Annotated in this window: 20 protein-coding genes and 1 pseudogene; 10 read left to right on the top strand and 11 right to left on the bottom strand. The window is 54.1% G+C overall.

Annotated elements, in window-relative coordinates; genetic code table 11:
- The first annotated feature begins 138 nt into the window (after positions 1-138).
- Entirely contained in the window at positions 139-1,563 is a 1,425-nt protein-coding gene (lpdA, locus tag INF77_RS01810) for a dihydrolipoyl dehydrogenase (protein WP_023332094.1), read from the top strand.
- A 266-nt stretch (positions 1,564-1,829) separates the two neighbouring features.
- On the top strand, positions 1,830-3,224 hold the full coding sequence (locus tag INF77_RS01805) for a hypothetical protein (protein ID WP_227414015.1): 1,395 nt from the start codon (positions 1,830-1,832) through the stop codon (positions 3,222-3,224).
- Positions 3,225-3,272: 48 nt separating this feature from the next.
- Here INF77_RS01805 and INF77_RS01800 read toward each other — a convergent pair whose 3' ends face one another.
- Positions 3,273-4,064 carry a DUF2950 family protein gene (locus tag INF77_RS01800; RefSeq protein ID WP_150144914.1) on the bottom strand — a complete coding sequence of 264 codons (792 nt, stop codon included), beginning with the start codon at positions 4,062-4,064 and terminating at the stop codon, positions 3,273-3,275.
- A 10-nt stretch (positions 4,065-4,074) separates the two neighbouring features.
- Complete coding sequence (locus INF77_RS01795) at positions 4,075-5,622, bottom strand: DUF3300 domain-containing protein (RefSeq protein WP_150144854.1); 1,548 nt, start codon at positions 5,620-5,622, stop codon at positions 4,075-4,077.
- Positions 5,623-6,515: 893 nt separating this feature from the next.
- On the opposite strand from INF77_RS01795, the gene acnB reads away from it, so the two are divergent.
- On the top strand, positions 6,516-9,113 hold the full coding sequence (acnB, locus tag INF77_RS01790) for a bifunctional aconitate hydratase 2/2-methylisocitrate dehydratase (RefSeq protein WP_193532918.1): 2,598 nt from the start codon (positions 6,516-6,518) through the stop codon (positions 9,111-9,113).
- A 108-nt stretch (positions 9,114-9,221) separates the two neighbouring features.
- Here the strand turns inward: acnB and INF77_RS01785 are convergent.
- Positions 9,222-10,362 (bottom strand): annotated as a pseudogene (locus INF77_RS01785) (IS481 family transposase).
- 216 nt (positions 10,363-10,578) lie between these two features.
- On the opposite strand from INF77_RS01785, the gene yacL reads away from it, so the two are divergent.
- Positions 10,579-10,941 (top strand): protein YacL, encoded by a 363-nt coding sequence (yacL, locus tag INF77_RS01780; protein ID WP_041911228.1) that lies wholly within the window; start codon positions 10,579-10,581, stop codon positions 10,939-10,941.
- 31 nt (positions 10,942-10,972) lie between these two features.
- On the opposite strand, the gene speD is transcribed toward yacL, so the two are convergent.
- The 3 genes from speD to INF77_RS01765 all read right to left on the bottom strand — a co-directional run bounded on the left by speD (position 10,973) and on the right by INF77_RS01765 (position 13,100).
- The gene (gene speD, locus INF77_RS01775; RefSeq protein ID WP_028015535.1) at positions 10,973-11,767 is read right to left on the bottom strand and encodes an adenosylmethionine decarboxylase; all 795 of its coding nucleotides are present in this window, start codon (positions 11,765-11,767) and stop codon (positions 10,973-10,975) included.
- Positions 11,768-12,637: a polyamine aminopropyltransferase gene (gene speE, locus INF77_RS01770; protein ID WP_193532919.1), complete on the bottom strand. Its 870-nt coding sequence runs from the start codon at positions 12,635-12,637 to the stop codon at positions 11,768-11,770.
- 115 nt (positions 12,638-12,752) lie between these two features.
- Positions 12,753-13,100: a YacC family pilotin-like protein gene (locus INF77_RS01765; protein WP_014882582.1), complete on the bottom strand. Its 348-nt coding sequence runs from the start codon at positions 13,098-13,100 to the stop codon at positions 12,753-12,755.
- Between the two features lie 145 nt (positions 13,101-13,245).
- Between INF77_RS01765 and cueO the strand changes: the two genes are divergently transcribed.
- Positions 13,246-14,805: a multicopper oxidase CueO gene (gene cueO / locus INF77_RS01760; protein WP_136343964.1), complete on the top strand. Its 1,560-nt coding sequence runs from the start codon at positions 13,246-13,248 to the stop codon at positions 14,803-14,805.
- 74 nt (positions 14,806-14,879) lie between these two features.
- Here the strand turns inward: cueO and INF77_RS01755 are convergent, their stop codons facing one another.
- Entirely contained in the window at positions 14,880-17,270 is a 2,391-nt protein-coding gene (locus tag INF77_RS01755) for a glucose/quinate/shikimate family membrane-bound PQQ-dependent dehydrogenase (RefSeq protein ID WP_048961413.1), read from the bottom strand.
- Positions 17,271-17,478: 208 nt separating this feature from the next.
- Between INF77_RS01755 and hpt the strand changes: the two genes are divergently transcribed.
- On the top strand, positions 17,479-18,015 hold the full coding sequence (gene hpt / locus INF77_RS01750; protein ID WP_032644976.1) for a hypoxanthine phosphoribosyltransferase: 537 nt from the start codon (positions 17,479-17,481) through the stop codon (positions 18,013-18,015).
- 61 nt (positions 18,016-18,076) lie between these two features.
- Here hpt and can read toward each other — a convergent pair whose 3' ends face one another.
- Positions 18,077-18,739, bottom strand: a complete 663-nt coding sequence (can, locus tag INF77_RS01745; protein WP_014882586.1) for a carbonate dehydratase — start codon at positions 18,737-18,739, stop codon at positions 18,077-18,079.
- Positions 18,740-18,846: 107 nt separating this feature from the next.
- Between can and INF77_RS01740 the strand changes: the two genes are divergently transcribed.
- The 4 genes from INF77_RS01740 (at position 18,847) to INF77_RS01725 (ending at position 22,396) form a co-directional block, all read left to right on the top strand.
- Positions 18,847-19,773: an ABC transporter ATP-binding protein gene (locus INF77_RS01740; protein ID WP_028015540.1), complete on the top strand. Its 927-nt coding sequence runs from the start codon at positions 18,847-18,849 to the stop codon at positions 19,771-19,773.
- Complete coding sequence (locus INF77_RS01735) at positions 19,770-20,540, top strand: ABC transporter permease (protein WP_023334536.1); 771 nt, start codon at positions 19,770-19,772, stop codon at positions 20,538-20,540. Before INF77_RS01740 ends, INF77_RS01735 begins: the two co-directional genes overlap by 4 nt.
- 104 nt (positions 20,541-20,644) lie before the next feature.
- A complete protein-coding gene (locus INF77_RS01730; protein ID WP_028015541.1) occupies positions 20,645-21,085 on the top strand; it encodes a PTS sugar transporter subunit IIA in 441 nt (146 codons plus the stop codon).
- 63 nt (positions 21,086-21,148) lie between these two features.
- Positions 21,149-22,396, top strand: a complete 1,248-nt coding sequence (locus INF77_RS01725; RefSeq protein WP_193532922.1) for a polysaccharide deacetylase family protein — start codon at positions 21,149-21,151, stop codon at positions 22,394-22,396.
- A 1-nt stretch (position 22,397) separates the two neighbouring features.
- On the opposite strand, the gene INF77_RS01720 is transcribed toward INF77_RS01725, so the two are convergent.
- The 3 genes from INF77_RS01720 to INF77_RS01710 are packed head-to-tail and all read right to left on the bottom strand — an operon-like array spanning position 22,398 to position 24,704.
- Entirely contained in the window at positions 22,398-23,480 is a 1,083-nt protein-coding gene (locus tag INF77_RS01720; protein ID WP_053086545.1) for a fimbrial protein StkG, read from the bottom strand.
- Positions 23,481-23,514: 34 nt separating this feature from the next.
- Positions 23,515-24,117: a fimbrial-like protein gene (locus INF77_RS01715; RefSeq protein WP_193532923.1), complete on the bottom strand. Its 603-nt coding sequence runs from the start codon at positions 24,115-24,117 to the stop codon at positions 23,515-23,517.
- Between the two features lie 29 nt (positions 24,118-24,146).
- A complete protein-coding gene (locus tag INF77_RS01710) occupies positions 24,147-24,704 on the bottom strand; it encodes a fimbrial protein (protein ID WP_047367344.1) in 558 nt (185 codons plus the stop codon).
- Between the last annotated feature and the right edge of the window lie 6 nt (positions 24,705-24,710).

Here is a 24,710-nt window from a genome sequence, read left to right as displayed (position 1 = left end):
ATCTCATGGTGTTTATGAGGTTATTGGTGAAAGCGACAATTCGTGAGCCGTTTGTTGTTTCAAAATTGTTAACAATTTTGTAAACTGCGGGCGGATAGAACGACCCGGTGGACGACGGGTATAAACTAAGAGGTCATGATGAGCACAGAAATCAAAACTCAGGTCGTAGTACTTGGGGCAGGCCCGGCAGGTTACTCCGCAGCATTTCGTGCAGCGGATTTAGGTCTGGAAACCGTCATCGTAGAACGTTACAGCACCCTCGGCGGTGTTTGTCTGAACGTCGGCTGTATCCCTTCTAAAGCGCTGCTGCACGTAGCGAAAGTTATCGAAGAAGCCAAAGCGCTGGCTGAACACGGTATCGTCTTCGGCGAGCCAAAAACCGATATCGACAAAATCCGTACCTGGAAAGAGAAAGTTATCACTCAGCTGACCGGCGGTCTGGCGGGTATGGCCAAAGGCCGTAAGGTCAAAGTGGTTAACGGTCTGGGTAAATTCACCGGTGCGAACACCCTGGAAGTGGAAGGCGAAAACGGCAAAACCGTTATCAACTTCGACAATGCGATCATCGCGGCAGGCTCTCGCCCAATCGAACTGCCATTCATTCCACATGAAGATCCACGCGTGTGGGATTCCACCGATGCCCTGGAGCTGAAAACCGTTCCTAAGCGTCTGCTGGTTATGGGCGGCGGTATCATCGGTCTGGAAATGGGTACCGTGTACCATGCGCTGGGTTCAGACATTGACGTGGTTGAAATGTTCGACCAGGTTATCCCGGCTGCTGACAAAGACATCGTTAAAGTCTTCACCAAGCGCATCAGCAAGAAGTTTAACCTGATGCTGGAAACCAAAGTGACTGCCGTTGAAGCGAAAGAAGACGGTATTTACGTTTCCATGGAAGGCAAAAAAGCCCCATCCGAACCACAGCGTTACGACGCCGTGCTGGTGGCTATCGGTCGTGTACCGAACGGTAAAAACCTCGACGCGGGCAAAGCTGGCGTGGAAGTGGACGACCGTGGCTTCATCCGCGTTGACAAACAGCTGCGTACTAACGTGCCGCACATCTTTGCTATCGGCGACATCGTCGGTCAGCCAATGCTGGCGCACAAAGGCGTTCACGAAGGTCACGTTGCCGCTGAAGTTATCGCCGGCATGAAGCACTACTTCGATCCGAAAGTGATCCCATCTATCGCGTACACCGAGCCAGAAGTTGCATGGGTCGGTCTGACCGAGAAAGAAGCGAAAGAGAAAGGCATCAGCTACGAAACCGCCACCTTCCCGTGGGCTGCTTCTGGCCGTGCTATCGCTTCCGACTGCGCAGACGGTATGACCAAGCTGATCTTTGACAAAGAGACTCACCGCGTAATCGGTGGTGCGATTGTCGGTACCAACGGCGGTGAGCTGCTGGGTGAAATCGGTCTGGCTATCGAAATGGGCTGTGACGCGGAAGACATCGCGCTGACCATCCATGCGCACCCGACTCTGCACGAGTCCGTGGGCCTGGCGGCTGAAGTGTTTGAAGGTAGCATTACCGACCTGCCAAACGCGAAAGCGAAGAAGAAATAAGTTTTGTTGTGATTGCTAAGCGCCTCCTTCGGAGGCGTTTTTTTTAATTTTATTCTTAGTTATTAATATATAATTAAATATTCAGCGCTTCATTTAACGGTTATTTATTAGGTAAATGTTTTAGAGTTCAATATTGATTATTATTATATAAAATTCATATCAATATCGTTTGGAAAAATATTCTAAAAATTGATTTAGCAGTTTGACATAATATTTAAAGGGTATATAACTATTTCGAAGGTATATTTTCAATAAAAGGATGTATTATGAATAGTTATGTTTCAATATCTGATATTCGTGATTTAAAAGTTATGGGAGCCAGAACGCAATTAGGAAATGCCTGGGCAAGTTCAACACACAAACTGATTGCGCTTGATAAAGAGACTCTACTGCCCGTGAGCGTTGATTGGTGGTATGAGGATGAATCCACACCTCGCCATACTGGCCCCATTTTTACCGATACACGTCCCGACGTGCGACTGCTGGCAAACTCTGATATCTATCGTCTGGGTGACGTTATTAATATCAGCAATATTGGTGGTTCAGGTGGCGCATTGGCCGCTATTAAAAATGATGGTGTTGTTGAAGCGTGGGGTGTGCCAGAAAGCGGTGGTACTTCTCCGACCAGCGATCGTAATCATAATGTTAGGGCTATTTACGGTGGGCGAGAAATTTCTGCCGCCATTAACTCTAATGGACAGGTTTTTACCTGGTCTGTTGATGGTAATAATCCTCTGCCGGATCACATTGCAGCACTGACCGACATAGTAGCTATTAAAGTAGCTGAATATGGGTATGATAGCGGAAGCAATTCTTATCTTGCGTTGCGGGCTAACAATCAGGTAGTACAGTGGACAGACGGTGCGCCTCGTGAAGATTTTCCGAAAGATATTGCTGAACGCAAGGATTTCGTCGCTATCCAGACTACGGAATATGCCTTTGCAGGAATCACCCAAAATGGTCACGTGATCGCATGGGGGGATGGTGCATACGGAGGCGAGTTGCCGATTCATTTAAAAGAAGTTAACGATGTTATCGCATTACACAGTAATACTGGTACATTTGTGGCGCTCAGGGCTACAGGCAATATTTTTGCATGGGGAAGTGCTAAATACGGTGCTGATATACCAGACAATATAGCAAACCTGTCGGACATTGTTTCTATACATAGCACTGATACAACTTTCATTGCTTTGAGAAAAAATGGTAGTGTGGTTTTTTGGGGACAATCGTATTACTTAAGCGAGCTGCCACAAGAAATTGCGTGTCTGACTAATATTATCGATGTTCAGGCTGCTATTAATGGCAGCTATGCATTTTTAACATCAGATGGAGACGTATACTGCTGGGGGCATGTCGCTAATCGTATGCCCCAAAATGTAACAAATGTAGTTTCTCTGACAGGCGGTGCCTGGAATGCATTTGCGGCGCTTCGTCGTGATGGCACTGTATTAGCCTGGGGAGATAAATACGAAGGCGGAGATACTACCCCGGTAGCTCATGAATTATACAACATTCGCGCTATCTATTCGTGTGGCTATCGCTTTATCGCGTTGCGTGATGATGATCAAGTCTTTGAGTGGGGCGAAGAGGCAAGAACCGACATTTCAAAAATGCCGGCAAATTTACAAGGCAATATCACCTATAGCTTCGTTAAATAAAATTTGAATTAAAAGTGACCGCTGCCCAGCACTTTCGCCGGGCAGTGATTAAGGCGTTACCTTTTGCCAAGGATTTTCTGATGTAAACTGCCCGATTGCCTGCACTGCATCTTCCGTTTCCTTTCTAAGATCTCGCTGATAGACTCGATCGTCCTGGTTAATTACAAAGCTCATTATCCCCGTCTGACTGTAGCTCACAGGCCAGGCAACCATGGCAAAGCCATTTTTATCCGGCAGGATGCGATAGCGATAGCCATGGTAACCCGCGCCTGGCTCTTTCGGACTGAACGCCGGACCAAGCGGGCTTGGCGCTTCACCAGGCGAAACGGGCCAGTACAGACCGTCCTTTTTACCCTCAGAACTGACAATCTTCTCCGCGTATTTCTGGTTCATCGCAAAATAGCTTTGCTGCGCATCCACGTAGGCATGCAGAGCTTCAATGGCGGCGAGTTCGTTGCGCCCAATTTCGCGGGTCAGGATCTCCTCGGCGCCTTCTTTGATGTCAAACTGCCAGCCGGAGGCGGTTTTGATCACCGGAATGGGAAGTTGCCAGCCGCTGTCTCCGACAACCAGATGCGCTTTATCGCCTTCGACAATGGTGTTATGACGGACTTTCCAGTCGCGCAGAAAGCGATCGACTGCGTCAGGATCAACGCCTTCAGGGGGCAGGAAGTCGCGCCAGTTCTCACCGAGCAGGTTGCTCATCGCGCTTTCGTTTTGCTCGCGGATGGCGCTTTCCAGCGCATTGGTAGCCTGTTCTGGTGAGCTGAAGGATTGCTGCGCCATGACGGTCGCCGAGACCATGAACAACACCATTCCACTGAGTAATTTACGTTTCATGTCGGCTCCCTTAGCGATGACGGAATTCACGGTGTTCAGCACGTCCAGCCGCTGCCGGGCGTAGCTGCTGCTGACGAGCGGCGAGGTGTCTGCTTTGCGCCCCACGCTGCTGCTGCGCCTGCCAGTTGGCGGAACGGCTGTCGTTGCCGCTCAGTGCATTGGCCCGGAGTTGACTGTTTCGCTGCTGGAAGGGACGTTGCTGAGAAGGCTGAACCCGTTTCTCTTGTCTCTGCGCGGTGGTCTGTCGGTTTTCTCGCTGCTGCGTGGTGGCCCGCTTCGCCGTCTGCGGTTTGGTGTCATAGCCACGGTAGTTATTGCGCTGAGAAATCTGTTTCAGCTGTTCACTTGAGGCCTGTCGCTGCGCCGCTTTCGTGCCCGGGCGAGCAGTCTGTGGGAAGGTTTTACCTGTCGATTTCTCCATCTGGCTCAGCGCCGCCTGACGCTGGCTATCGCGATTAACCGGTTGCTGCGTTGCACTAAGCCCCGTGGCCGTGTTGGTGGAGTGGAAACGCGTGTTGAGCTGGTTTGTCGGGTAGGGGACACCTTCCCGATAGGCCGGGTTGTGCTGCCAGGTACGGTTGGCGTCCGTCAGACGTTGTCCGCTGATTTTATTGAAGTTCTCAACGTTAATATTGATGTTGTTATCACCGTTGCGGTTGTAGCCGCCGTGATTATCCCAGTCACCGTCATGATGATGGTCCCAGTCATCGTCATCATCCCAGTCGATATTGCTGAAGATGGCATAAGTTGTGGCGACACCCAGGCTGAAACCTAAGCCGTTGACGAAGCTGTTGCCAAACTGCTCCCCGGGTGACGGCGGGAGATAGGTTGGCGGATAACCGGTGTTGGGCCAGGTTCCGTAAACCATATTGGGATTATAGGTGGGGACGTAAACCACCTGCGGGTCGGCAGATTCAATTTTGATCACCGTCGGGGCCGGTGCGGACGTGGTGGTTGACGTTGACTCGGTGGTGCTGGTTTTTGCCGGTGCGGGTTTCGTTACCGTGGTGACCGTCTGCTGAGGCGTAGATTGCAAGGCGCCGGTCTTCTGCGCCAGCGCGCGCAGGCGTTGAACGGAATCCATTACATCTTTCGGCTGCGCGAGAAACGCATCGCCCAGATTTTGTACCCACGGCGGATTCTCTCCCATCAGCGACATAAGCTGAGGAAACGCGACCAGGGATTTTACGCTGGGATCCCAGGGCTGGCTGGCAACGGCCTGAATCGCGGCGTCCCCTTCCATTTTGGGGTTGTCTTTGGACCACTGCGCCGCTTGAATCACGTTGGCCGGGTAGGTCGAGGCCATCAAGATTTGTGACAGCAGAGCATCCGGGTAGAGCGCGATGGGGGCAACCCACTGATCGATTTGCGCGGCAGTGTAGGCTGGCGCGACGACAGGGGCCGGCTGGGCTGCGGTAGGCGCTGACGGTGGTTGCGCGACGGGGGCTGGCGCAACGGGTTCCGTTGCACGACTTTTGACAAACATGACGCCTGAGGCGGCAAACAGCCCGGCACTGCACAGAAGGACAAGCAGATGTGGCTTAAAGGGCAACTTCATAAAATGACTCCAACGAGACAGGCGCTGTGCCGTGAGGCGTTACGGTTGGCGTGAGTATTATTCACCCGTCTTTTACTGTTTTGACTTTTATTGGGAAGCGTCCGGTACGTCCGGATAAAGAGTGTGAGTATTTATTACACAATTATATGCGATGCGGGAAAAGGCGCCGGGAATTCAGAAGGCCGCTCTTACGAGCGGCCAGCAGCTAGTTGCCGAGGTTGACGACAAACAGCACCGTGATGTCGGATATGCTCCAGCCACCGTGCAGTGCGATAAGCAGTAAACCGATCGCAACGATCAGCGCAGTGATTCGCATCTCCATTGCGTGCGTTCCTGTACAGGCTATGCGGGTTCCTTCTTCACCGGAAAAGGCAGAACCAGGCAAATGAGTACATTGCCGCGTAGGTTACGGAACTGCTTCCGGGCCCGGTGACTGGTTGCTACACCAGCGAAGCAGGCCGGGGGCAACAGTATTACAGCCGAAATGGACTGAAAAGAGGTAAAATGCAGTTTCATCCTTTTACATTCGAAACTGGATGGCGGCTCGTAAACACAAAACATGTGCTTGCGGATCTGCATACTCAGGAGCATTATTCATGCCGAGTGCATTGCCGCAAATCTGCCAACCCGGTGTGCTACCACCGCAAGGCAACAAAATAACCGCTATCAGGCGGTTTTTTTGTCCCCAAAATTCACCTCGCCTCCCCGCTACACCATGCTTAACGATTCAGCAAACTTTTTAATGTTGCTTTTTTGTAAACGGATTAACACTGTGCAGAAATCCTGCTATGCTGCCCGACGCGGTATCGGGCATTTACCCTACAAACTGCTGTCTCACAGGAGCGTGAAGAGAACGCCCGCCGCATATGACAATGAGAGCGAGGAGAACCGTCGTGCTAGAAGAATACCGTAAGCACGTAGCAGAACGTGCCGCCGAGGGAATTGTACCCAAACCTTTAGATGCAACCCAAATGGCCGCGCTCGTCGAGCTGCTGAAGAACCCGCCTAAGGGCGAAGAAGAATTCCTGTTAGATCTGTTGATCAACCGCGTACCGCCTGGCGTAGATGAAGCTGCCTACGTAAAAGCCGGATTCCTTGCTGCTATCGCCAAAGGCGAAGCCACCTCCCCACTGGTTACTCCTGAAAAAGCCATTGAACTGCTCGGCACCATGCAGGGTGGTTACAACATTCATCCGCTGATTGACGCGCTGGATAACGACAAGCTGGCACCGATTGCCGCTAAAGCGCTCTCTTCCACGCTGCTGATGTTCGATAACTTCTACGACGTAGAAGAAAAAGCCAAAGCGGGCAACGTCTATGCGAAGCAGGTGATGCAGTCCTGGGCCGATGCCGAATGGTTCCTGAACCGCCCTGCGCTGGCGGAAAAAATTACCGTGACCGTCTTTAAGGTGACCGGTGAAACCAACACCGATGACCTGTCTCCGGCACCGGACGCGTGGTCTCGTCCAGATATCCCGCTGCACGCCCTGGCGATGCTGAAAAACGCCCGTGAAGGCATTGAGCCAGATCAGCCGGGCGTGGTGGGCCCGATCAAACAGATCGAAGCGCTGCAGAAGAAAGGTTTCCCGCTGGCCTACGTCGGTGACGTTGTGGGTACCGGCTCTTCCCGTAAGTCCGCCACCAACTCCGTACTGTGGTTCTTGGGCGACGATATTCCGCACGTGCCGAACAAGCGCGGCGGCGGCCTGTGCCTCGGTGGCAAAATTGCGCCAATCTTCTTCAACACCATGGAAGATGCGGGCGCGCTGCCAATTGAAGTAGATGTGAGCAACCTGAACATGGGTGACGTGATTGACGTCTACCCGTATAAAGGCGAAGTGCGCAACCACGAAACCAACGAGCTGCTGGCAAGCTTCGAACTGAAAACCGACGTGCTGATTGACGAAGTGCGTGCCGGTGGCCGTATTCCGCTGATCATCGGGCGCGGCCTGACCACCAAAGCGCGTGAAGCGCTGGGTCTGCCGCACTCCGACGTTTTCCGTCACGCGAAAGACGTGGCAGAAAGCAACCGCGGCTTCTCGCTGGCACAGAAAATGGTGGGTCGCGCGTGCGGCGTAGCCGGTATTCGCCCTGGCGCATACTGCGAGCCGAAGATGACCTCCGTGGGCTCTCAGGACACCACTGGCCCAATGACCCGTGACGAACTGAAAGACCTGGCGTGCCTGGGCTTCTCTTCTGACCTGGTGATGCAGTCCTTCTGCCACACGGCGGCCTATCCGAAGCCGGTTGACGTGACCACGCACCACACGCTGCCAGACTTCATCATGAACCGCGGCGGCGTGTCACTGCGTCCGGGTGACGGTGTCATCCACTCCTGGCTGAACCGCATGCTGCTGCCAGATACCGTGGGTACCGGCGGTGATTCCCATACCCGTTTCCCAATTGGTATCTCCTTCCCGGCGGGCTCCGGCCTGGTGGCGTTTGCTGCAGCGACCGGCGTAATGCCGCTGGACATGCCTGAATCCGTGCTGGTGCGCTTCAAAGGCAAAATGCAGCCGGGCATCACTCTGCGCGATCTGGTTCACGCGATCCCGCTGTATGCGATTAAGCAGGGTCTGCTGACCGTTGAGAAGAAAGGCAAGAAAAACATCTTCTCTGGCCGTATCCTGGAAATTGAAGGGCTGCCGGATCTGAAAGTTGAGCAGGCATTTGAGCTGACCGACGCCTCCGCCGAGCGTTCTGCGGCAGGCTGTACCATCAAGCTGAACAAAGAGCCGATCATTGAGTATCTGACTTCCAACATCGTGCTGCTGAAGTGGATGATCGCAGAAGGCTACGGCGATCGTCGTACGCTGGAGCGTCGTATTCAGGGCATGGAGAAATGGCTGGCGGATCCGCAGCTGCTGGAAGCTGACGCAGACGCAGAGTACGCGGCGGTGATCGACATCGATCTGGCGGATATTAAAGAGCCAATCCTGTGTGCGCCGAACGATCCGGACGATGCGCGTCTGCTCTCTGACGTGCAGGGCGATAAGATCGACGAAGTGTTCATCGGCTCCTGCATGACCAACATCGGCCACTTCCGCGCCGCCGGTAAGCTGCTGGATACCCACAAAGGCCAGCTGCCGACCCGCCTGTGGGTGGCACCGCCAACCCGTATGGACGCGGCTCAGTTGACCGAAGAGGGTTACTACAGCGTGTTCGGTAAGAGCGGGGCGCGTATCGAAATCCCTGGCTGCTCCCTGTGTATGGGTAACCAGGCGCGTGTGGCCGACGGTGCGACGGTGGTTTCCACCTCTACCCGTAACTTCCCGAACCGTTTAGGTACTGGTGCGAACGTCTACCTGGCCTCTGCGGAGCTGGCGGCGGTTGCGGCGCTGATTGGCAAACTGCCAACGCCGGAAGAGTACCAGACCTTCGTGGCGCAGGTGGATAAGACGGCGGTGGATACCTATCGCTATCTGAACTTCGACCAGCTTTCTCAGTACACCGAGAAGGCTGACGGGGTGATCTTCCAGACGGCGGTATAATCAGCAAAACCGTCTCTACGAGACGGTTTTTAGTATTTGCACCCTCTCCCGTGGGTGTACAGTCCGGGGACATGGTAGACAGGTGTTCGGGGACATGGTGAACACTTTTTAACATCCTTTACCCATGGTGATCGACTTTTTCTTCAGGTCGATCACCCCCACTTTCGTGCTGTACCACCACACTTCATAGCAGCCGTCATCCTGCGTCTCCCTCAGCCCGACCCGTTCTCCCCTGAACGCCTTGCCTGCGCTCAGACTGACACCCTGTATGCTCAGCTTTCCGCTGACATCCACTTTCCTGACCTTCACCCCTTCATCGTACTCAGGTGGCGTTACGCTGCCGCTGTACTGCCGGGCAGACGGCTGATAACGCGAGGCCGGTACTGCCATATCCAGCGCCTCGTGCGGGCGTTCAAGGTTGTACACCGTGCGCCAGTGATCGAAAGCGCGTTGCAGCTCTCCGCTGTCCGCGAACCATTTTCCCTGCAGCACTTCCGCCTTCAGGCTGCGGTGAAAACGCTCCAGCTTGCCCTGCGTCTGCGGATGATAAGGCCGGGAGTGCCCCACCCGGATACCGTGGCGCATCAGCCACAGCTCCAGCGCCGTCCAGGTGCCGGTGGTGTCGCCCCACGGTGAGCCATTGTCCATCGTCATCCTGTCCGGCAGGCCGTAGCGTTCAAACGCGCTGACCAGCTGCTGCTGCACGGTCTCGCGCCGTTCATCGGTACAGTGCGCCAGGCACAGGGAAAAACGGGAGTGGTCGTCCAGCAGGGTGAGCGGATGGCAGCGGCCACCGCCAAAGGGAAAGTGGCCCTTAAAATCCATCTGCCAGAGCCGGTTCGAAGCGTCCCGTAGCCGGAACGCCCGGTGATGCGCCCGGCAGCAGACCGTGACGGGCCATCAGATTATGGACGGTGCTGAAGGCGGGCATACGGTACCCCTGGTCTTCAAGCCAGCGCTTAATCTTGCGGGCGCCCCAGCGTTGATGACGGTCATGCGCCATGCGCAGCAGGGCCGTGATGTCGTCAGATGAGCGGTTCGGGGAATGATGAGGTGCGCGGGAGCGGTCCTGAAGACCGGAGGCACCTTCCTCAGCCCAGCGCTGAAGCCACTTGTAGCCGGTGGCAGGAGAAATGCCGAACTGACGGCAGAGGAAACGGATGTTCGCCCCGTCCTGCGAGGCGAACAGTACAAACTCGGTACGTAATGACATGGTATCTCTCGCATCCCAGGGCATAAGCGACTCCATAAACGGGTTCTTATGCCTCAGTTGTAAGTGTCTACCATGTCCCCGAACAAGTGTTCACTATGTCCCCGGACCGTACATGGGAGAGGGACGGGGTGAGGGCATCAGGCCGCAGGGTCTTGCTCTCACCTTTTTATTTTCATTCCTCCCACCTCTCCCGCTTTTTTTCTTTCCCTCTGCTGCGATAATTACCCTAATGGCTTTGCAGAGGAAAACGCTATGGATTACGAATTTTTGCGCGACATCACCGGCGTGGTGAAAGTGCGCATGTCGATGGGGCACGAAGCCGTTGGACACTGGTTTAACGAAGAGGTGAAAGAAAATCTCGCCCTTCTTGATGAAGTCGAACAGGCGGCAAATACGGTGAAAGGCAGTGAACGCTCCTGGCAACGTGCCGGGCATGAGTACACCCTGTGGATGGATGGCGAAGAGGTGATGGTGCGCGCCAACCAGCTTGAGTTTTCAGGGGATGAGATGGAAGAGGGGATGAGCTACTACGACGAAGAGAGCCTGTCGCTGTGCGGCGTGGAAGACTTCCTGCAGGTAGTGAATGCCTACCGTGAGTTTATGAAACAGAAGTAACTCCCCGAAGCGTCCCTGCTCCGGGCAACACTTACACGGCCGGAATATTGCGGCCGTAGTAGATTTCGCGCATCTCTTTCCAGAGCAGGTCGGTGATGACCTTGCGCTCTTCTTCACTTAAATCTTCCGGCTTCGTGTGGAACATGTAGTGCTTAAGGTCGAACTCCTTAAGCATCATCTTGGTATGGAAAATGTTTTCCTGGTACACGTTCACGTCCATCATGTCATACAGCGATTTCATGTCCTCGGACATAAAGTTCTGAATGGAGTTGATCTCGTGGTCGATGAAGTGCTTCATGCCGTTGATATCACGGGTAAAACCGCGCACGCGATAATCAATCGTGACGATGTCCGATTCCAGCTGGTGGATTAAATAGTTCAGCGCGTTCAGCGGGGAAATCACGCCGCAGGTCGACACTTCAATATCGGCGCGGAACGTGCACAGCCCGCCTTCCGGGTGGCTTTCCGGGTAGGTGTGAACGCAGATATGGCTTTTGTCGAGGTGGGCGACGACCACTTCGGGCAGCGGACCCGGGTGTTCAGTTTTGTCGATAAGCTGCGGGTCGACCGGCTCTTCGCTGACCAGAATGGTGACGCTGGCACCCTGGGGCTCATAATCCTGTCGGGCGATGTTCAGAATATTGGCACCGATGATCGAGCAGGTTTCTGACAGGATCTCGGTCAGACGGTTGGCGTTGTAGAGTTCATCGATATAGGCGATGTAACCATCGCGTTCTTCCGCTGTTTTGGCATAGCAGATATCGTAAATACAAAAACTCAGGCTTTTAGTCAGGTTGTTAAAGCCATGTAGTTTAAGCTTTTTCAATTAGCTCACCCCCTTAGTGGATAATGCGTCTTGCAGGTACTGCGGCAGAGCAAACGCTGCGGTATGAATAGCCGGATTGTAGTAGCGGCACGTGAGCCCGGCCTGATGGAAGCGGGCCTGGATAATTTCGGTAGAGAGATGACGCAGCACGTCGTTATCCGTTGCCCATGCAAAGGTCATGATCCCGCCGTAATAGGTTGGAATCGCCGCCTGATAGAAGCTGACGTCGCCGAAATAGGTGCTCAGCTTACGGTGGCTGTCGAGGGCTTCGTCCTGCTGCAGGAAGCAGACACCGTTTTGTGCGACGAAAATCCCGCCCGGGTTCAGGCAGCGCTTGCAGCCTTCGTAGAACGAGGAGGTAAACAGTGACGCGCCGGGGCCGATGGGGTCGGTGCAGTCAGAGATAATCACGTCGAAGGTCTGCGTGGTCTGGTTAACAAAGTTAACGCCGTCGTCGATAACCAGTTTAAAGCGCGGATCGTCATAGCTGCCGGCATTATGGTTGGGCAGGTACTGGCGGCAGAAAGAGACCACGCCCGCATCGATCTCAACCATGGTGATGGTTTCAATGGAACGATGACGTGAAACCTCGCGCAGCATTGCGCCGTCGCCGCCGCCGATAATCAGAACATGCTTCGCGTGTGCGTGCGCCAGCAGCGGAACGTGGGTCATCATCTCATGATAAATAAACTCGTCGCGCTCGGTCGTTTGCACTACGCCATCCAGGGCCATCACGCGGCCAAAGGCGGCGTTTTCGAAGATGATCAGATCCTGGTGATCCGTTTTCTCATGATAGAGCACGTTATCAACGGCAAAGTACTGACCAAACTGGTCATGCAGTGTTTCATGCCACAACGTGTGGTCGGCCATACGCGGACTCCTCCTTTGTTAACATCCGTAACGCTCACAAAAAATGAGCGAAACATGATAGCTAACTATAACCGTGGTTGCACGGGTATAGGTTGAACAGGGGGCGTCGGGAAGGTTATTTCACGTAGGCGAGCAGGCTGAGCGAATCGCGGGCCAGCGCTTTGCATTTTTTAGCCGTGGGAATGCCAATACCGCTCAAGTCACGGTAGCTGTCTTCACCGAGCGCCTTCATGTCAAAGCTGTCGTAGTTGCTGAGATCCCACTGGTTCTGCTGGGCGAAAAAGACCAGCGCGCGGCGAATTTGCCCGTTGGGTAAATTCTGGTAGCCACAATCATTTTTCAGGAATACAAAAACCGCCGTTAAATCGGCCATATCTTCCGCTTCATTTTCACTGAGCGCATAGCTGTTCGCACACATTGCCATCAGGCTTCCGAACAAAATTGTCCTGAAAAACGTCTTCATTGCTTCTACCACTTCTTCACGGAAAATTAACGTTAGCACACTTGATGCCAGTGCGACGATCTTTATTATTGCCGCTTTACTTGACCTTCCGGTAAGGGGAGGGTTTATGCTCAAAAGATCGCCTGCTGGAAATAAGGAAATGAACATGCAACGTCGTGATTTTTTAAAATATTCCGCTGTGCTGGGGGTTGCCAGCGCATTACCACTCTGGAGCCGCGCGGTTTTTGCGGCTGAAAGGCCTGCCTTACCCATTCCTGACTTACTGACCGCAGACGCCCGTAGCCGTATTCAGCTTGTTGTTCAGGCCGGTAAAACCTCCTTCGGTGGGCACAGCGCCACAACCTGGGGCTACAACGGCAATCTGCTCGGCCCGGCGCTTCAGTTACGCAAAGGGAAAGCGGTGACGGTGGATATCCACAATACGCTTGCCGAGGAGACCACGCTGCACTGGCACGGGCTGGAAGTTCCGGGCGAAGTGGATGGTGGTCCCCAGGGTGTTATCAAGCCTGGGGGGAAACGCAGCGTAACCTTTACCCCTGACCAGCGGGCGGCAACCTGCTGGTTCCACCCGCATCAGCACGGTAAAACGGGCCATCAGGTGGCAATGGGGCTGGCCGGACTGGTGTTGATTGAGGATGACGAAAGCCGTCTCCTGCGCCTGCCAAAACAGTGGGGTATCGATGATGTGCCGGTGATTGTGCAGGACAAAAAATTCAGCGCGGACGGGCAGATTGACTACCAGCTGGACGTGATGAGCGCGGCGGTCGGCTGGTTTGGCGATACGCTGCTGGCCAACGGTGCGATCTATCCGCAGCACGCCGCCCCGAAAGGCTGGCTGCGCCTGCGCTTGCTTAACGGCTGTAACGCCCGCTCGCTGAACTTCGCCACCAGCGATAAGCGCCCGCTTTACGTGGTGGCAAGCGACGGCGGCCTGCTGCCGGAACCGGTAAAAGTGAGCGAGCTGCCGATGCTGATGGGCGAACGCTTCGAAGTGCTGGTGGACATCAGCGACGGCAAGCCGTTTGACCTGGTAACGCTGCCTGTCAGCCAGATGGGGATGGCAGTGGCGCCGTTTGATAAACCGCATCCGGTGCTGCGCATTCAGCCGCTACAGGTCACGGCCTCCGGTATGCTGCCGGACACCTTAGCCACGCTGCCAGCTCTCCCGTCGCTGGATGGGCTCACGCAGCGTAAGCTTCAGCTCTCCATGGACCCGATGCTTGACATGATGGGCATGCAGGCGCTGATGAAAAAGTATGGCAATCAGGCCATGGCGGGAATGCACCACGGCCAGATGATGGGCCACATGAATATGGACCACGGCAAAATGGGCGGTATGGATCACGGCGGTCACGGGTTCGATTTCCACAACGCCAACAAGATCAACGGCAAAGCGTTCGATATGAACACGCCGATGTTTGCCGCCACGAAGGGACAGTTTGAGCGCTGGGTGGTTTCAGGGGAAGGGGACATGATGCTGCATCCGTTCCATATCCACGGCACGCAGTTCCGTATTCTGTCTGAGAACGGTAAAGCGCCGGAAGCGCATCGAGCAGGCTGGAAAGATACGGTGAGAGTGGAAGGCGGCGTCAGCGAGGTGCTGGTGAAGTTCGACCACGAAGCGCCTGAAGAGTTTGCCTATATGGCGCACTGTCATCTGCTGGAGCATGAAGATACGGGGATGATGCTCGGTTTTACCGTATAAAAAAAGCCGGGTGGCGGCTTCGCCTTACCCGGCCTGCATTGCTAAATACGGCAACTTTCGTTGCCGTTTTGCTTTTATTTGCCTTCGTCCGGCAATGCATACGCGACAATATAGTCGCCCATCTTCGTACCAAACGAACCGTGACCACCCGCAGAAATGACAACGTACTGCTTGCCATTCACTTCATAGGTCATCGGCGTTGCCTGTCCACCGGCCGGCAGACGGCCTTGCCACAGTTTTTCACCGTTGGTCATGTTATACGCGCGCAGGTAGTTATCTGCGGTTGCCGCGATGAACAGCACGTTACCGGCTGTGGAGATTGGACCACCCAGCATTGGCATACCCATATTGAACGGCACCGGAACCGGCATCGGGAACGGCATGCTGTCCTGTGGGGTACCAATACGTTTTTTCCAGACGATCTGGTTGGTTTTCAGATCCAGACCGGAGATGTAACCCCAGGCAGGCTGTTTACACGGCAGACCAAACGGAGACAGGAACGGGTTCAGGGTAACGCCAAACGGTACGCCATACTGCGGCTGGATACCGGCTTCGGTCCCGCTGCCTTTCGCGTCTTTCGGCTGCTCCATCGGGTTACCCGGACCGCGTGGGATCAGACGGGAAACGAACGGCAGCGCCATTGGGTTGGCAATCGCCACCTGACGGTTAGGGTCGACGGAAATACCGCCCCACTCAAACATTCCCAGGTTGCCCGGGAAGACCAGCGTACCCTGCTCAGACGGCGGCGTGAAGATGCCTTCATAGCGCAGCTGATGGAACATCACGCGGCACACCAGCTGGTCAAACATGGTGGCACCCCACATGTCTGCACCGCTGAGGTCTTTCTTCGGACGGAAGCTCAGGTCAGAGAACGGCTGGGTTTTGCTGACGTAGTCGCCTTTGGCCGCACCCTGCGGAACCGGTTTTTCCGGGGCAGGCACAACCAGCTTACCGTTGCTGCGATCCAGCACGAAGATGTTGCCGGTTTTAGCCGGAGCGTAAATGACCGGCACGGTTTTGCCGTTAACGGTAATGTCCGCCAGCGTCGGCTGGGACGGCATATCCATATCCCACAGATCGTGGTGAACGGTCTGATAGCTCCACGCCAGCTTACCGGTGGTTGCGTTCAGCGCCAGGATAGCGCTCGCATAACGTTCCTGCTCCGGCGTGCGGTTACCGCCCCAGATATCCGGCGTGGATACGCCCATCGGCAGGTAGACCAGGTCCAGCTTCGCGTCATACGCGGCTGGTGCCCAGGAGTTCGGCGAGTTGAAGGTAAAGGTGTGCTCGTCAGACGGGATCGCGTTTGGATCTTTCGCGCCCGGGTCGAAAGCCCACAGCAGTTTACCGGTGTTCACGTCGAAACCACGGATAACGCCGGAGGTTTCACGCGTAGAGAAGTTATCCGTTACCGAACCGGCAATCACGATGGTTTTATCGGTGATGATTGGCGGGGAGGTTGGCTCATACAGACCCGGCGTGGTGTCCGGCATGTTGGTCTGCAGGTTCAGAATGCCTTTGTTGGCGAAGGTTTCGCACAGCTTGCCGGTCTCAGCGTTGATGGCAAACAGACGGCCATCGTTCACCGGCAGCATAATGCGGCGAGGACAGTCAGCAATGACTTCCGGGCTGGCATTATCGGCGCGCGCTTCGTGGTAAGAAACGCCGCGGCAGGTCACGTGCTGGAAGGACGGGTTGGAGTTCAGCTGTGGATCGAAGTGCCATTTCTCTTTACCGGTGGCCGCGTCGAGCGCGAACAGACGCTGGTGCGCCGTACACAGGTAGAGCATGTTGCCCACTTTAATTGGGGTCACTTCGTTGGTCAGTTCACCCGGATCGTTCGGCATCTTCAGGTCGCCGGTACGGAATACCCAGGCTTCTTTCAGGTTCTTAACGTTGTCCGCGTTGATCTGCTTCAGCGGGGAGTAGCGTTGACCTTCCTGGTTACGACCATAAGCAGGCCAGTCACCGTCAGCGACCTGCGAGATAGCTGCCGCAGGCGTGGACTCCGCGTTCAGCGTACCGTTGATCTCCTGCGGGTCGTTAAAGCCAGCCCAAGTGAGAATGCCGCCGCTGATTAACAGCGCCACCAGCAGGGCTGCAACGGCACCGCTGGAAGGGACAATCAGGCGGCGCCAGACAAACGGCAGGATCAGCCAGATACCGAAGAAGACCAGGATGTCGCTGCGCGGCGTCAGGGCCCAGAAATCGAAACCGACTTCCCAGACGCCCCAGAGCATGGTGGCAAGAAGGAGGGCGGCATACAGCCACAGTGCGGATTGTTTTCTACGCCAGAGCAGGACGGTTACGCCAAGCATAACCAGGCCCGCAATCGGGTAGTACCAGGAGCCGCCGATCGCGACCAGCCAGACGCCACCGATTAACAGGTACAGGCCGCAGAAGGCGGCGAATAGCGCTGTTAGTGTCACCAGTAGACGCGGCTGTTTAGTGTTTGTTTCAGCCATAGAAAGTGTACTCGTCAGTTTTTGTTAATAATTTGCTAGCATCTAATTATAGGTGTTAACAAGTGTGATCGGAATCACAATATTTGCTTTTTATAACTCATACGCCAGGCTTATCCATTTACTGATATAATGGCTGGCTTGCGTATCGATGCCGGAGCAAGATTCATCCGCATTGAAAGATTTTCATCAAAATCATTTGGTTAGTAATATGAAACATACTGTTGAAGTGATGATCCCGGAAGCCGAGATCAAAGCGCGTATCGCCGAACTGGGTCGTCAAATCACCGAGCATTACAAGGACAGCGGCAGCGAAATGGTGCTGGTTGGTCTGCTGCGCGGTTCTTTCATGTTCATGGCAGACCTGTGCCGTGAAGTGCAGGTACCGCACGAGGTCGATTTTATGACCGCTTCCAGCTACGGCAGCGGCATGTCCACAACCCGTGATGTGAAAATCCTGAAAGATCTGGATGAAGATATTCGTGGCAAAGATGTGTTGATCGTTGAGGACATTATCGACTCCGGCAACACCCTTTCAAAGGTGCGCGAGATCCTGAGCCTGCGCGAGCCGAAATCGCTGGCGATTTGTACGCTGCTGGATAAACCGGAGCGTCGTGAAGTGCAGGTGCCGGTAGAGTTTGTCGGTTTCTCCATCCCGGACGAGTTCGTGGTGGGTTACGGCATTGATTACGCGCAGCGTTATCGTCATCTGCCGTATGTTGGGAAAGTGGTATTACTGGACGAGTAATTGCGGGCTGATGCCCTCACTCCGACCCTCTCCCACGGGGAGAGGGCGAAAACCCCCGGCTTTATTTATGGTTCACATGCTTAAGCTTGAGGTTGGCAATCCCCGAACGGTAACGCTGCTCCAGCGTTTCGCGATTGGTGGCGGTGACTTCCAGATTGCGCAGCAGGCCATCGTGAATACCGTACGCCCAGCCGTGGATTGATACCTTCTGCCCGCGTTTCCACGCCGACTGCATGATGGTCGAATGCCCAAGGTTATATACCTGCTCCATCACGTTCAGCTCGCACAGCGTGTCCATGCGTCGCTCCTGCGGCATTTCGCCGAGCAGTGAACTATGTTTGAACCAGATATCGCGGATGTGCAGCAGCCAGTTATCAATTAAACCCAGTTCCGGGTTTTCAACCGCCGCCTGCACGCCGCCGCAGCCGTAGTGGCCGCAAATAATGATGTGCTCGACTTCCAGGACGTCAACGGCATACTGAACCACGGAAAGGCAGTTGAGATCGGTATGAATCACCAGGTTGGCGACGTTGCGGTGAACAAACAGTTCGCCGGGCTCAAGGCCGGTCAGGCGCTCGGCAGGTACGCGGCTGTCTGAACAGCCAATCCAGAGAAAGCGCGGGTTCTGGGCTTGTGCGAGTTTTCCAAAAAATCCGGGGTCTTCCTCCACCAGCATTTTTGACCATAGTGCATTGTTGCTAATGAGTGTATCTATGTCGTTCATGGAGGTTAGCGACCTGTAACCAAGTAATTGCGTTGCGCTACTATAGGGTAACCCGACTTTTAATGAAACCACACAACGTGTGTAAGAACTGAAGGTAAGTTAAATTCATGGCAATTGCACTGGAGCTTGAGCAGCTTAAAAAAACCTATCCGGGTGGCGTTCAGGCGCTACGCGGGATAGACCTAAAAGTAGAGGCCGGGGATTTTTACGCGCTTCTGGGGCCGAACGGGGCGGGGAAATCCACCACCATCGGGATCATCAGCTCGCTGGTGAATAAAACGTCCGGACGGGTGAGCGTCTTTGGTTACGACCTGCAAAAAGATGTGGTAAACGCCAAGCGCCAGCTGGGGCTGGTACCGCAGGAGTTCAACTTCAACCCGTTTGAGACGGTGCAGCAGATTGTCGTTAACCAGGCGGGTTATTACGGCGTTGAGCGTAAAGAGGCGCTTGAGCGTAGCGAAAAGTACCTAAAACAGCTCGATCTGTGGGAAAAGCGTAACGAACGTGCGCGGATGTTGTCCGGGGGGATGAAGCGCCGCCTGATGATTGCCCGCGCGCTGATGCACGAGCCGAAGCTGCTGATCCTTGATGAACCCACCGCAGGCGTGGATATCGAACTGCGTCGTTCTATGTGGGGTTTCCTCAAGGATCTCAACGACAAAGGCACCACCATCATTTTGACCACCCACTACCTTGAAGAAGCAGAGATGCTATGCCGCAACATCGGCATCATTCAGCACGGCGAGCTGGTGGAGAACACCTCGATGAAGGATCTGCTCTCCAAGCTGAAATCCGAAACGTTTATTCTCGATCTGGCGGCAAAAAGCCCGCTACCGAAGCTAGAAGGGTACCAGTATCGCCTGGTTGATACCTCAACGCTGGAAGTGGAAGTGCTGCGCGAGCAGGGGATCAACAGCGTGTTCTCCCAGCTGAGCGCGCAGGGGATTCAGGTTTTAAGCATGCGTAACAAAGCGAACCGACTGGAAGAGCTGTTTGTCTCTCTGGTGCAGGATAAACAAGGAGACAAGGCATGACGCATCTTTATTGGGTCGCGCTGAAAAGTATCTGGGCGAAAGAGATTAACCGCTTTATGCGTATCTGGGTGCAAACCCTGGTACCGCCGGTCATCACCATGACGCTCTATTTCATCATCTTCGGCAACCTGATTGGTTCCCGCATTGGTGAGATGCACGGTTTTACCTATATGCAGTTTATCGTGCCGGGCCTGATTATGATGGCGGTGATCACCAACGCCTACGCAAACGTGGCCTCGTCGTTCTTCAGCGCTAAGTTCCAACGCAATATTGAAGAGTTGCTGGTGGCGCCGGTGCCAACGCACGTCATCATAGCCGGTTACGTGGGCGGCGGCGTGGCGCGCGGGCTGTGCGTGGGCATCCTGGTGACGGCGATTTCGCTGTTCTTCGTGCCGTTCCAGGTGCACTCGTGGCTGTTCGTGGCGCTGACTCTGCTGCTGACGGCAATTCTGTTCTCGCTGGCCGGTCTGCTGAATGCGGTGTTCGCTAAAACGTTTGACGACATCAGCCTGATCCCGACCTTTGTGCTGACGCCGCTGACCTATCTCGGCGGGGTGTTCTACTCCCTGACGCTGCTGCCGCCGTTCTGGCAGGCACTGTCGCATCTGAACCCGATCGTCTACATGATCAGCGGCTTCCGCTTTGGCTTCCTCGGCATTACCGATGTTCCGCTGTTTACCACGGTGGCGGTGCTGGTGGTATTCATCATCGCCTTCTACCTGCTGTGCTGGTATCTGATCCAGCGCGGGCGCGGTCTGCGTAGTTAACCCTCTGCCCGGCGACGCTCTGGTTGCCGGGCACTTTCTTTGACGGTTATCACCGTAAGCAAACCTTCACTCCGCTAAACTACTTGCCTGCTAAGGAGAGAGTTATGCTGGGATGGGTGATCACCTGCCACGATGAACGAGCGCAGGACATGCTGGATACGCTTGAGGCCAAATTTGGCCCGCTGGCGCAATGCCGGGTGGTTAACTACTGGCGCGGGTTGAGCACCAACATGCTCAGCCGGATGATGTGCGATGCCCTGCATGAAACGGATACCGGTGATGGGGTGATTTTTCTTACCGATAAATCCGGCGCGGCGCCTTACCGCGCGGCCGCTTTGCTGAGCCACAAGCATGATAATTGTGAAGTGATCTCCGGTATCAGCCTGCCTTTACTCGAAGCCCTCTATCCGCTTCGCGCCTCATTGAGCAGCGCAGAGTTTCGGCACGCTATCGTGGCGGAGGGCCAGCCGGAGGTGAGCAGCCTGTGGCACCAGCAGCAGAAAAACCCGCCTTTCGTTCTGCTTCACGATCTGTATAAGCATTAAACATTGGTATTGATGTCGCTTTTGCTACAATGGCGACTGATTTCCCGTGTCGATTTATATCCTATGTTCATGCGCGTGTTCTTTCTCCTTTTGCTGCTGGTTTCCGGCGGGGCGTCTGCCAGCCTGATAAGTCAGCAAGGGCTTCCTGCTCAATATATGCAAACCACTGAGGATGCTGCCATCTGGGCTCAGGTAGGTAACTCTGTGGTTAATGTGGGCAATATTCGCGCAGGGCAGATCGTCGCGGTCTTTCCCGCGGCGGCGGATTATTACGAATTTCGCTTCGGGTTCGGTACCGGCTTTATTGATAAAGACCACCTTGAGAAAGTGCAGGGTAAGCAACGCGTTGAGGACAGCTTGGGCGACCTGAACAAGCCGCTCAGTAACCAGAACCTCATCACCTGGAAAGATACGCCCGTCTATAACGCGCCCAGCAGCGGAAGCGCGCCCTTTGGTACTCTGAGCGCCAACCTGCGTTATCCCATTCTAAATAAAGTCAAAGACCGCCTGAACCAGACCTGGTATCAGATCCGCATCGGCAACCGCCTGGCGTGGATAAGCAGCCTGGACGCGCAGGAAGATAACGGCATTCCGGTTCTGACCTATCACCATATCCTGCGCGATGAGGAGAACACCCGTTTTCGTCATACCTCCACCACCACCAGCGTGCGCGCGTTCAGCAACCAGATGACCTGGCTTCGCGACCAGGGGTACACCACGCTGACGATGTATCAGCTGGAAGGCTACGTGCGCAACAAGATGAACCTGCCCGCGAAGGCGGTGGTGATTACCTTTGACGACGGCCTGAAGTCGGTGAGCCGTTACGCGTATCCTGTGCTGAAAGAGTATGGCTTCAACGCGACGGCGTTTATCATTTCGTCACGTATTAAAGGCCATCCGCAGAAGTGGGATCCGAAATCGCTGCAGTTTATGAGCGTTCAGGAAATCAAAGGCATTCAGGATGTGTTCGACATTCAGTCGCACACTCACTTCCTGCACCGCGTGGACGGGTATAAACACCCGATCTTACTGAGCCGCAGCTATCACGTGATCCTGTTTGATTTTGAGCGTTCTCGTCGCGCGCTGTCACAGTTCAACCCGCGTGTGCTCTACCTTTCTTATCCCTTTGGCGGCTATGACAATAAGGCGATCAGGGCGGCGAATGATGCCGGTTTCCATCTGGCCGTGACCACGGTGAAGGGGAAGGTGAAGCCGGGGGATAATCCGTTCTTACTCAAACGACTCTATATTTTAAGAACGGATTCGCTGGAGACGATGTCGCGGCTGATCAGCAATCAGCCGCAGGGATAAGCTATTCGTAGGTGATCTGCAACGTGCCGATGGCGCTGAACGTTCCTGAAGTGACTTTTTCTGTACCAGATTTAACCAACTGAGCCGTGAGAGACTCGCTAAATGACGGGATGATAGTGTTCCCTTTTGTCGCATAGTTGTTAGTTGAATTAGGCACCGCCAGGCTGTTGTCCGGCCACTTCAGCAACACGCCCACGCCTTTTGCCGCATTCGACGATGCGGTGTTCGCGAGTAAAGAGCCATCAGTCCCGGTAGTCTTGCTGGTGGTCAACTTCATCGTAATTTTGCGTGTGTTGGTGCAATTCCCTGACACGGTAGCAGAGACTTTTTGCGTGTTATCGTTCTCGACATCGGAAACATCATACTCCCCCAGATCTACGCTTTTAGGAGCCGTAAGAGTGCAGGTTGGTTTTTCAACAGGAACATTGAAGGCCATATCGGGTATCGTGATTAACGGACGTGGATGGTCACTTTCATCTGAGCTCCAGGGGTTACCTACGACAATATTGCCAATATTCCCGGCCACTGGACCAATCTGTGTGACGCTTGCGGGCACGCCAGCATATGAGGGTAATTGATAAAATTCCATACGGGCATACCACCATACTGCTTTAACCAGATCTGAATTATCCCCCTGATTGGCTGTTTCTACATAACTTCCTGTAGTCGAAGGGAAAAAGGCATTAAAAGCGTTGTTGGTCGGGTACATGGCCAGCGTATAGGCGATCCCCGTTACGTTAGTTTTAAAGAGTGCTTTTCCGTCCACGCCACCGACGACCAGTGTACTGTCCGTTTTCTGATAGACGCGCTCGCCATCTTTACCCATTGAGCACCAGGAGTAGAGGCCCGGAGTCACCTGCAAATCAATAAGGCCGCTTATTTTTGTTGGCGCGCTGACGCTCTCCAGGGGAACGATCTTGGGCTTTGCACCTTTGACATCCGAAATAGGCTGAACACTGTAACCATTAAATTTGCATTCATACAAATCGGCCGATGCAGAAAAACTAATTGCAAGAATTGACAAAGCAAGGCCTGCACCTTTTATGAAGAAATGACTTGTTCCGGCTCCTGCTATATAACACATTCAAAAATTCCTTATATCCGATGCTTGGTATATTTTAATTGTAAGTAACGCTGACCAGCACGCTTGTGGTAACTTTCCCCGCGCTGACAATCCCTGTGTCTTGATAACGGGCATAGAAATTATAATTTGTTAAATACTGGCTTTCGGTTTGGTTAGATACATCAAAAATAACATCTGACGTTCCTGACGCATTGACCACATTGGTATTGTCTTTTTCTGAGAAAATCACAACGCCGACGTTCTCTGCTCCTCCCCCGGAGGCGGGAATTTCATTGGCGAACACCTGTTGAGAGCTTCCGATAACTATCCCACTTTGAGGTTTAAACTCAAAATGCAGGGTTTTTGCCAGTCCAGATTCACTTTCCGCACAGCTTTTCAGCTGTATTTCGAAGCGAGTTCCCCCAGCTGCGTCACCGGGTTGTAGCCGTGGGCTGCCGTCGGAGTTATAAAACCAACCTTTGCCAACGATCGGTAAAATAACTTTGCCATCATCCGGAATACTTACCTGACACGTATTGTTGATGATGTTTGCCGTCATATCCATCTCCAGGCTCGAGGCAAAACCTGCTGCGGGAAACCCCAGACAGCAGGCGAGCCATAACATCGCACTTCTAAAGTTTAAGCGGGAGTGGAACATCCTGTTTAAGCTATCAGTCTTAATAAACATTATTGATAGGTCACGATAAAAGTCACAGGGGCACTGACCGAACCAGTGGTCACGTCAGAAATGGTTTTATCTTTAGCAATAACGATGCGCGCATCCATTTCAAATTTTCCCGCCCCGTTAGACAGGTTGACGATAGACGTTGGGGCCGTGGCGCAGTTCAGCAGGGAACCTGAGTCGACAGAACCTTTCCAGATTTCAAAACCAACGTTATGCCCGGCTGCATATGAGTTCCCATTTTTGGCATTGCCAGTACAGGACCCGCCAGCACCCGGCGTGGCTTGAACGGAGGCATTTTTGACCCCGGCACAGTTAGTGAACGCGATTTTGAATGCCCCTGTTCGGTTCTGGCTCACCAGATCGGACTTAAATACATCGCCAAACGGCAAAATGCTAATAGGAGCCCCGCTCGCATCCTGAATCTCGGCATTACAGGTTCCTGCTTCAATGGTGGACGTAAAGGTGGCCTGAACGCTCGTCGTACCCGTAATGGCGCTCAAACAAACGGAAGGCAGGATGGCAGTCATCGCAAACACCAGTGATGTCATTTTCTTTTTCATATTAAC

The organism is Enterobacter cloacae complex sp. P1B (assembly GCF_014982345.1).
In the GTDB taxonomy this organism is placed as follows: domain Bacteria; phylum Pseudomonadota; class Gammaproteobacteria; order Enterobacterales; family Enterobacteriaceae; genus Enterobacter; species Enterobacter bugandensis.
This window is presented reverse-complemented; position numbering and strand designations above follow the sequence as displayed.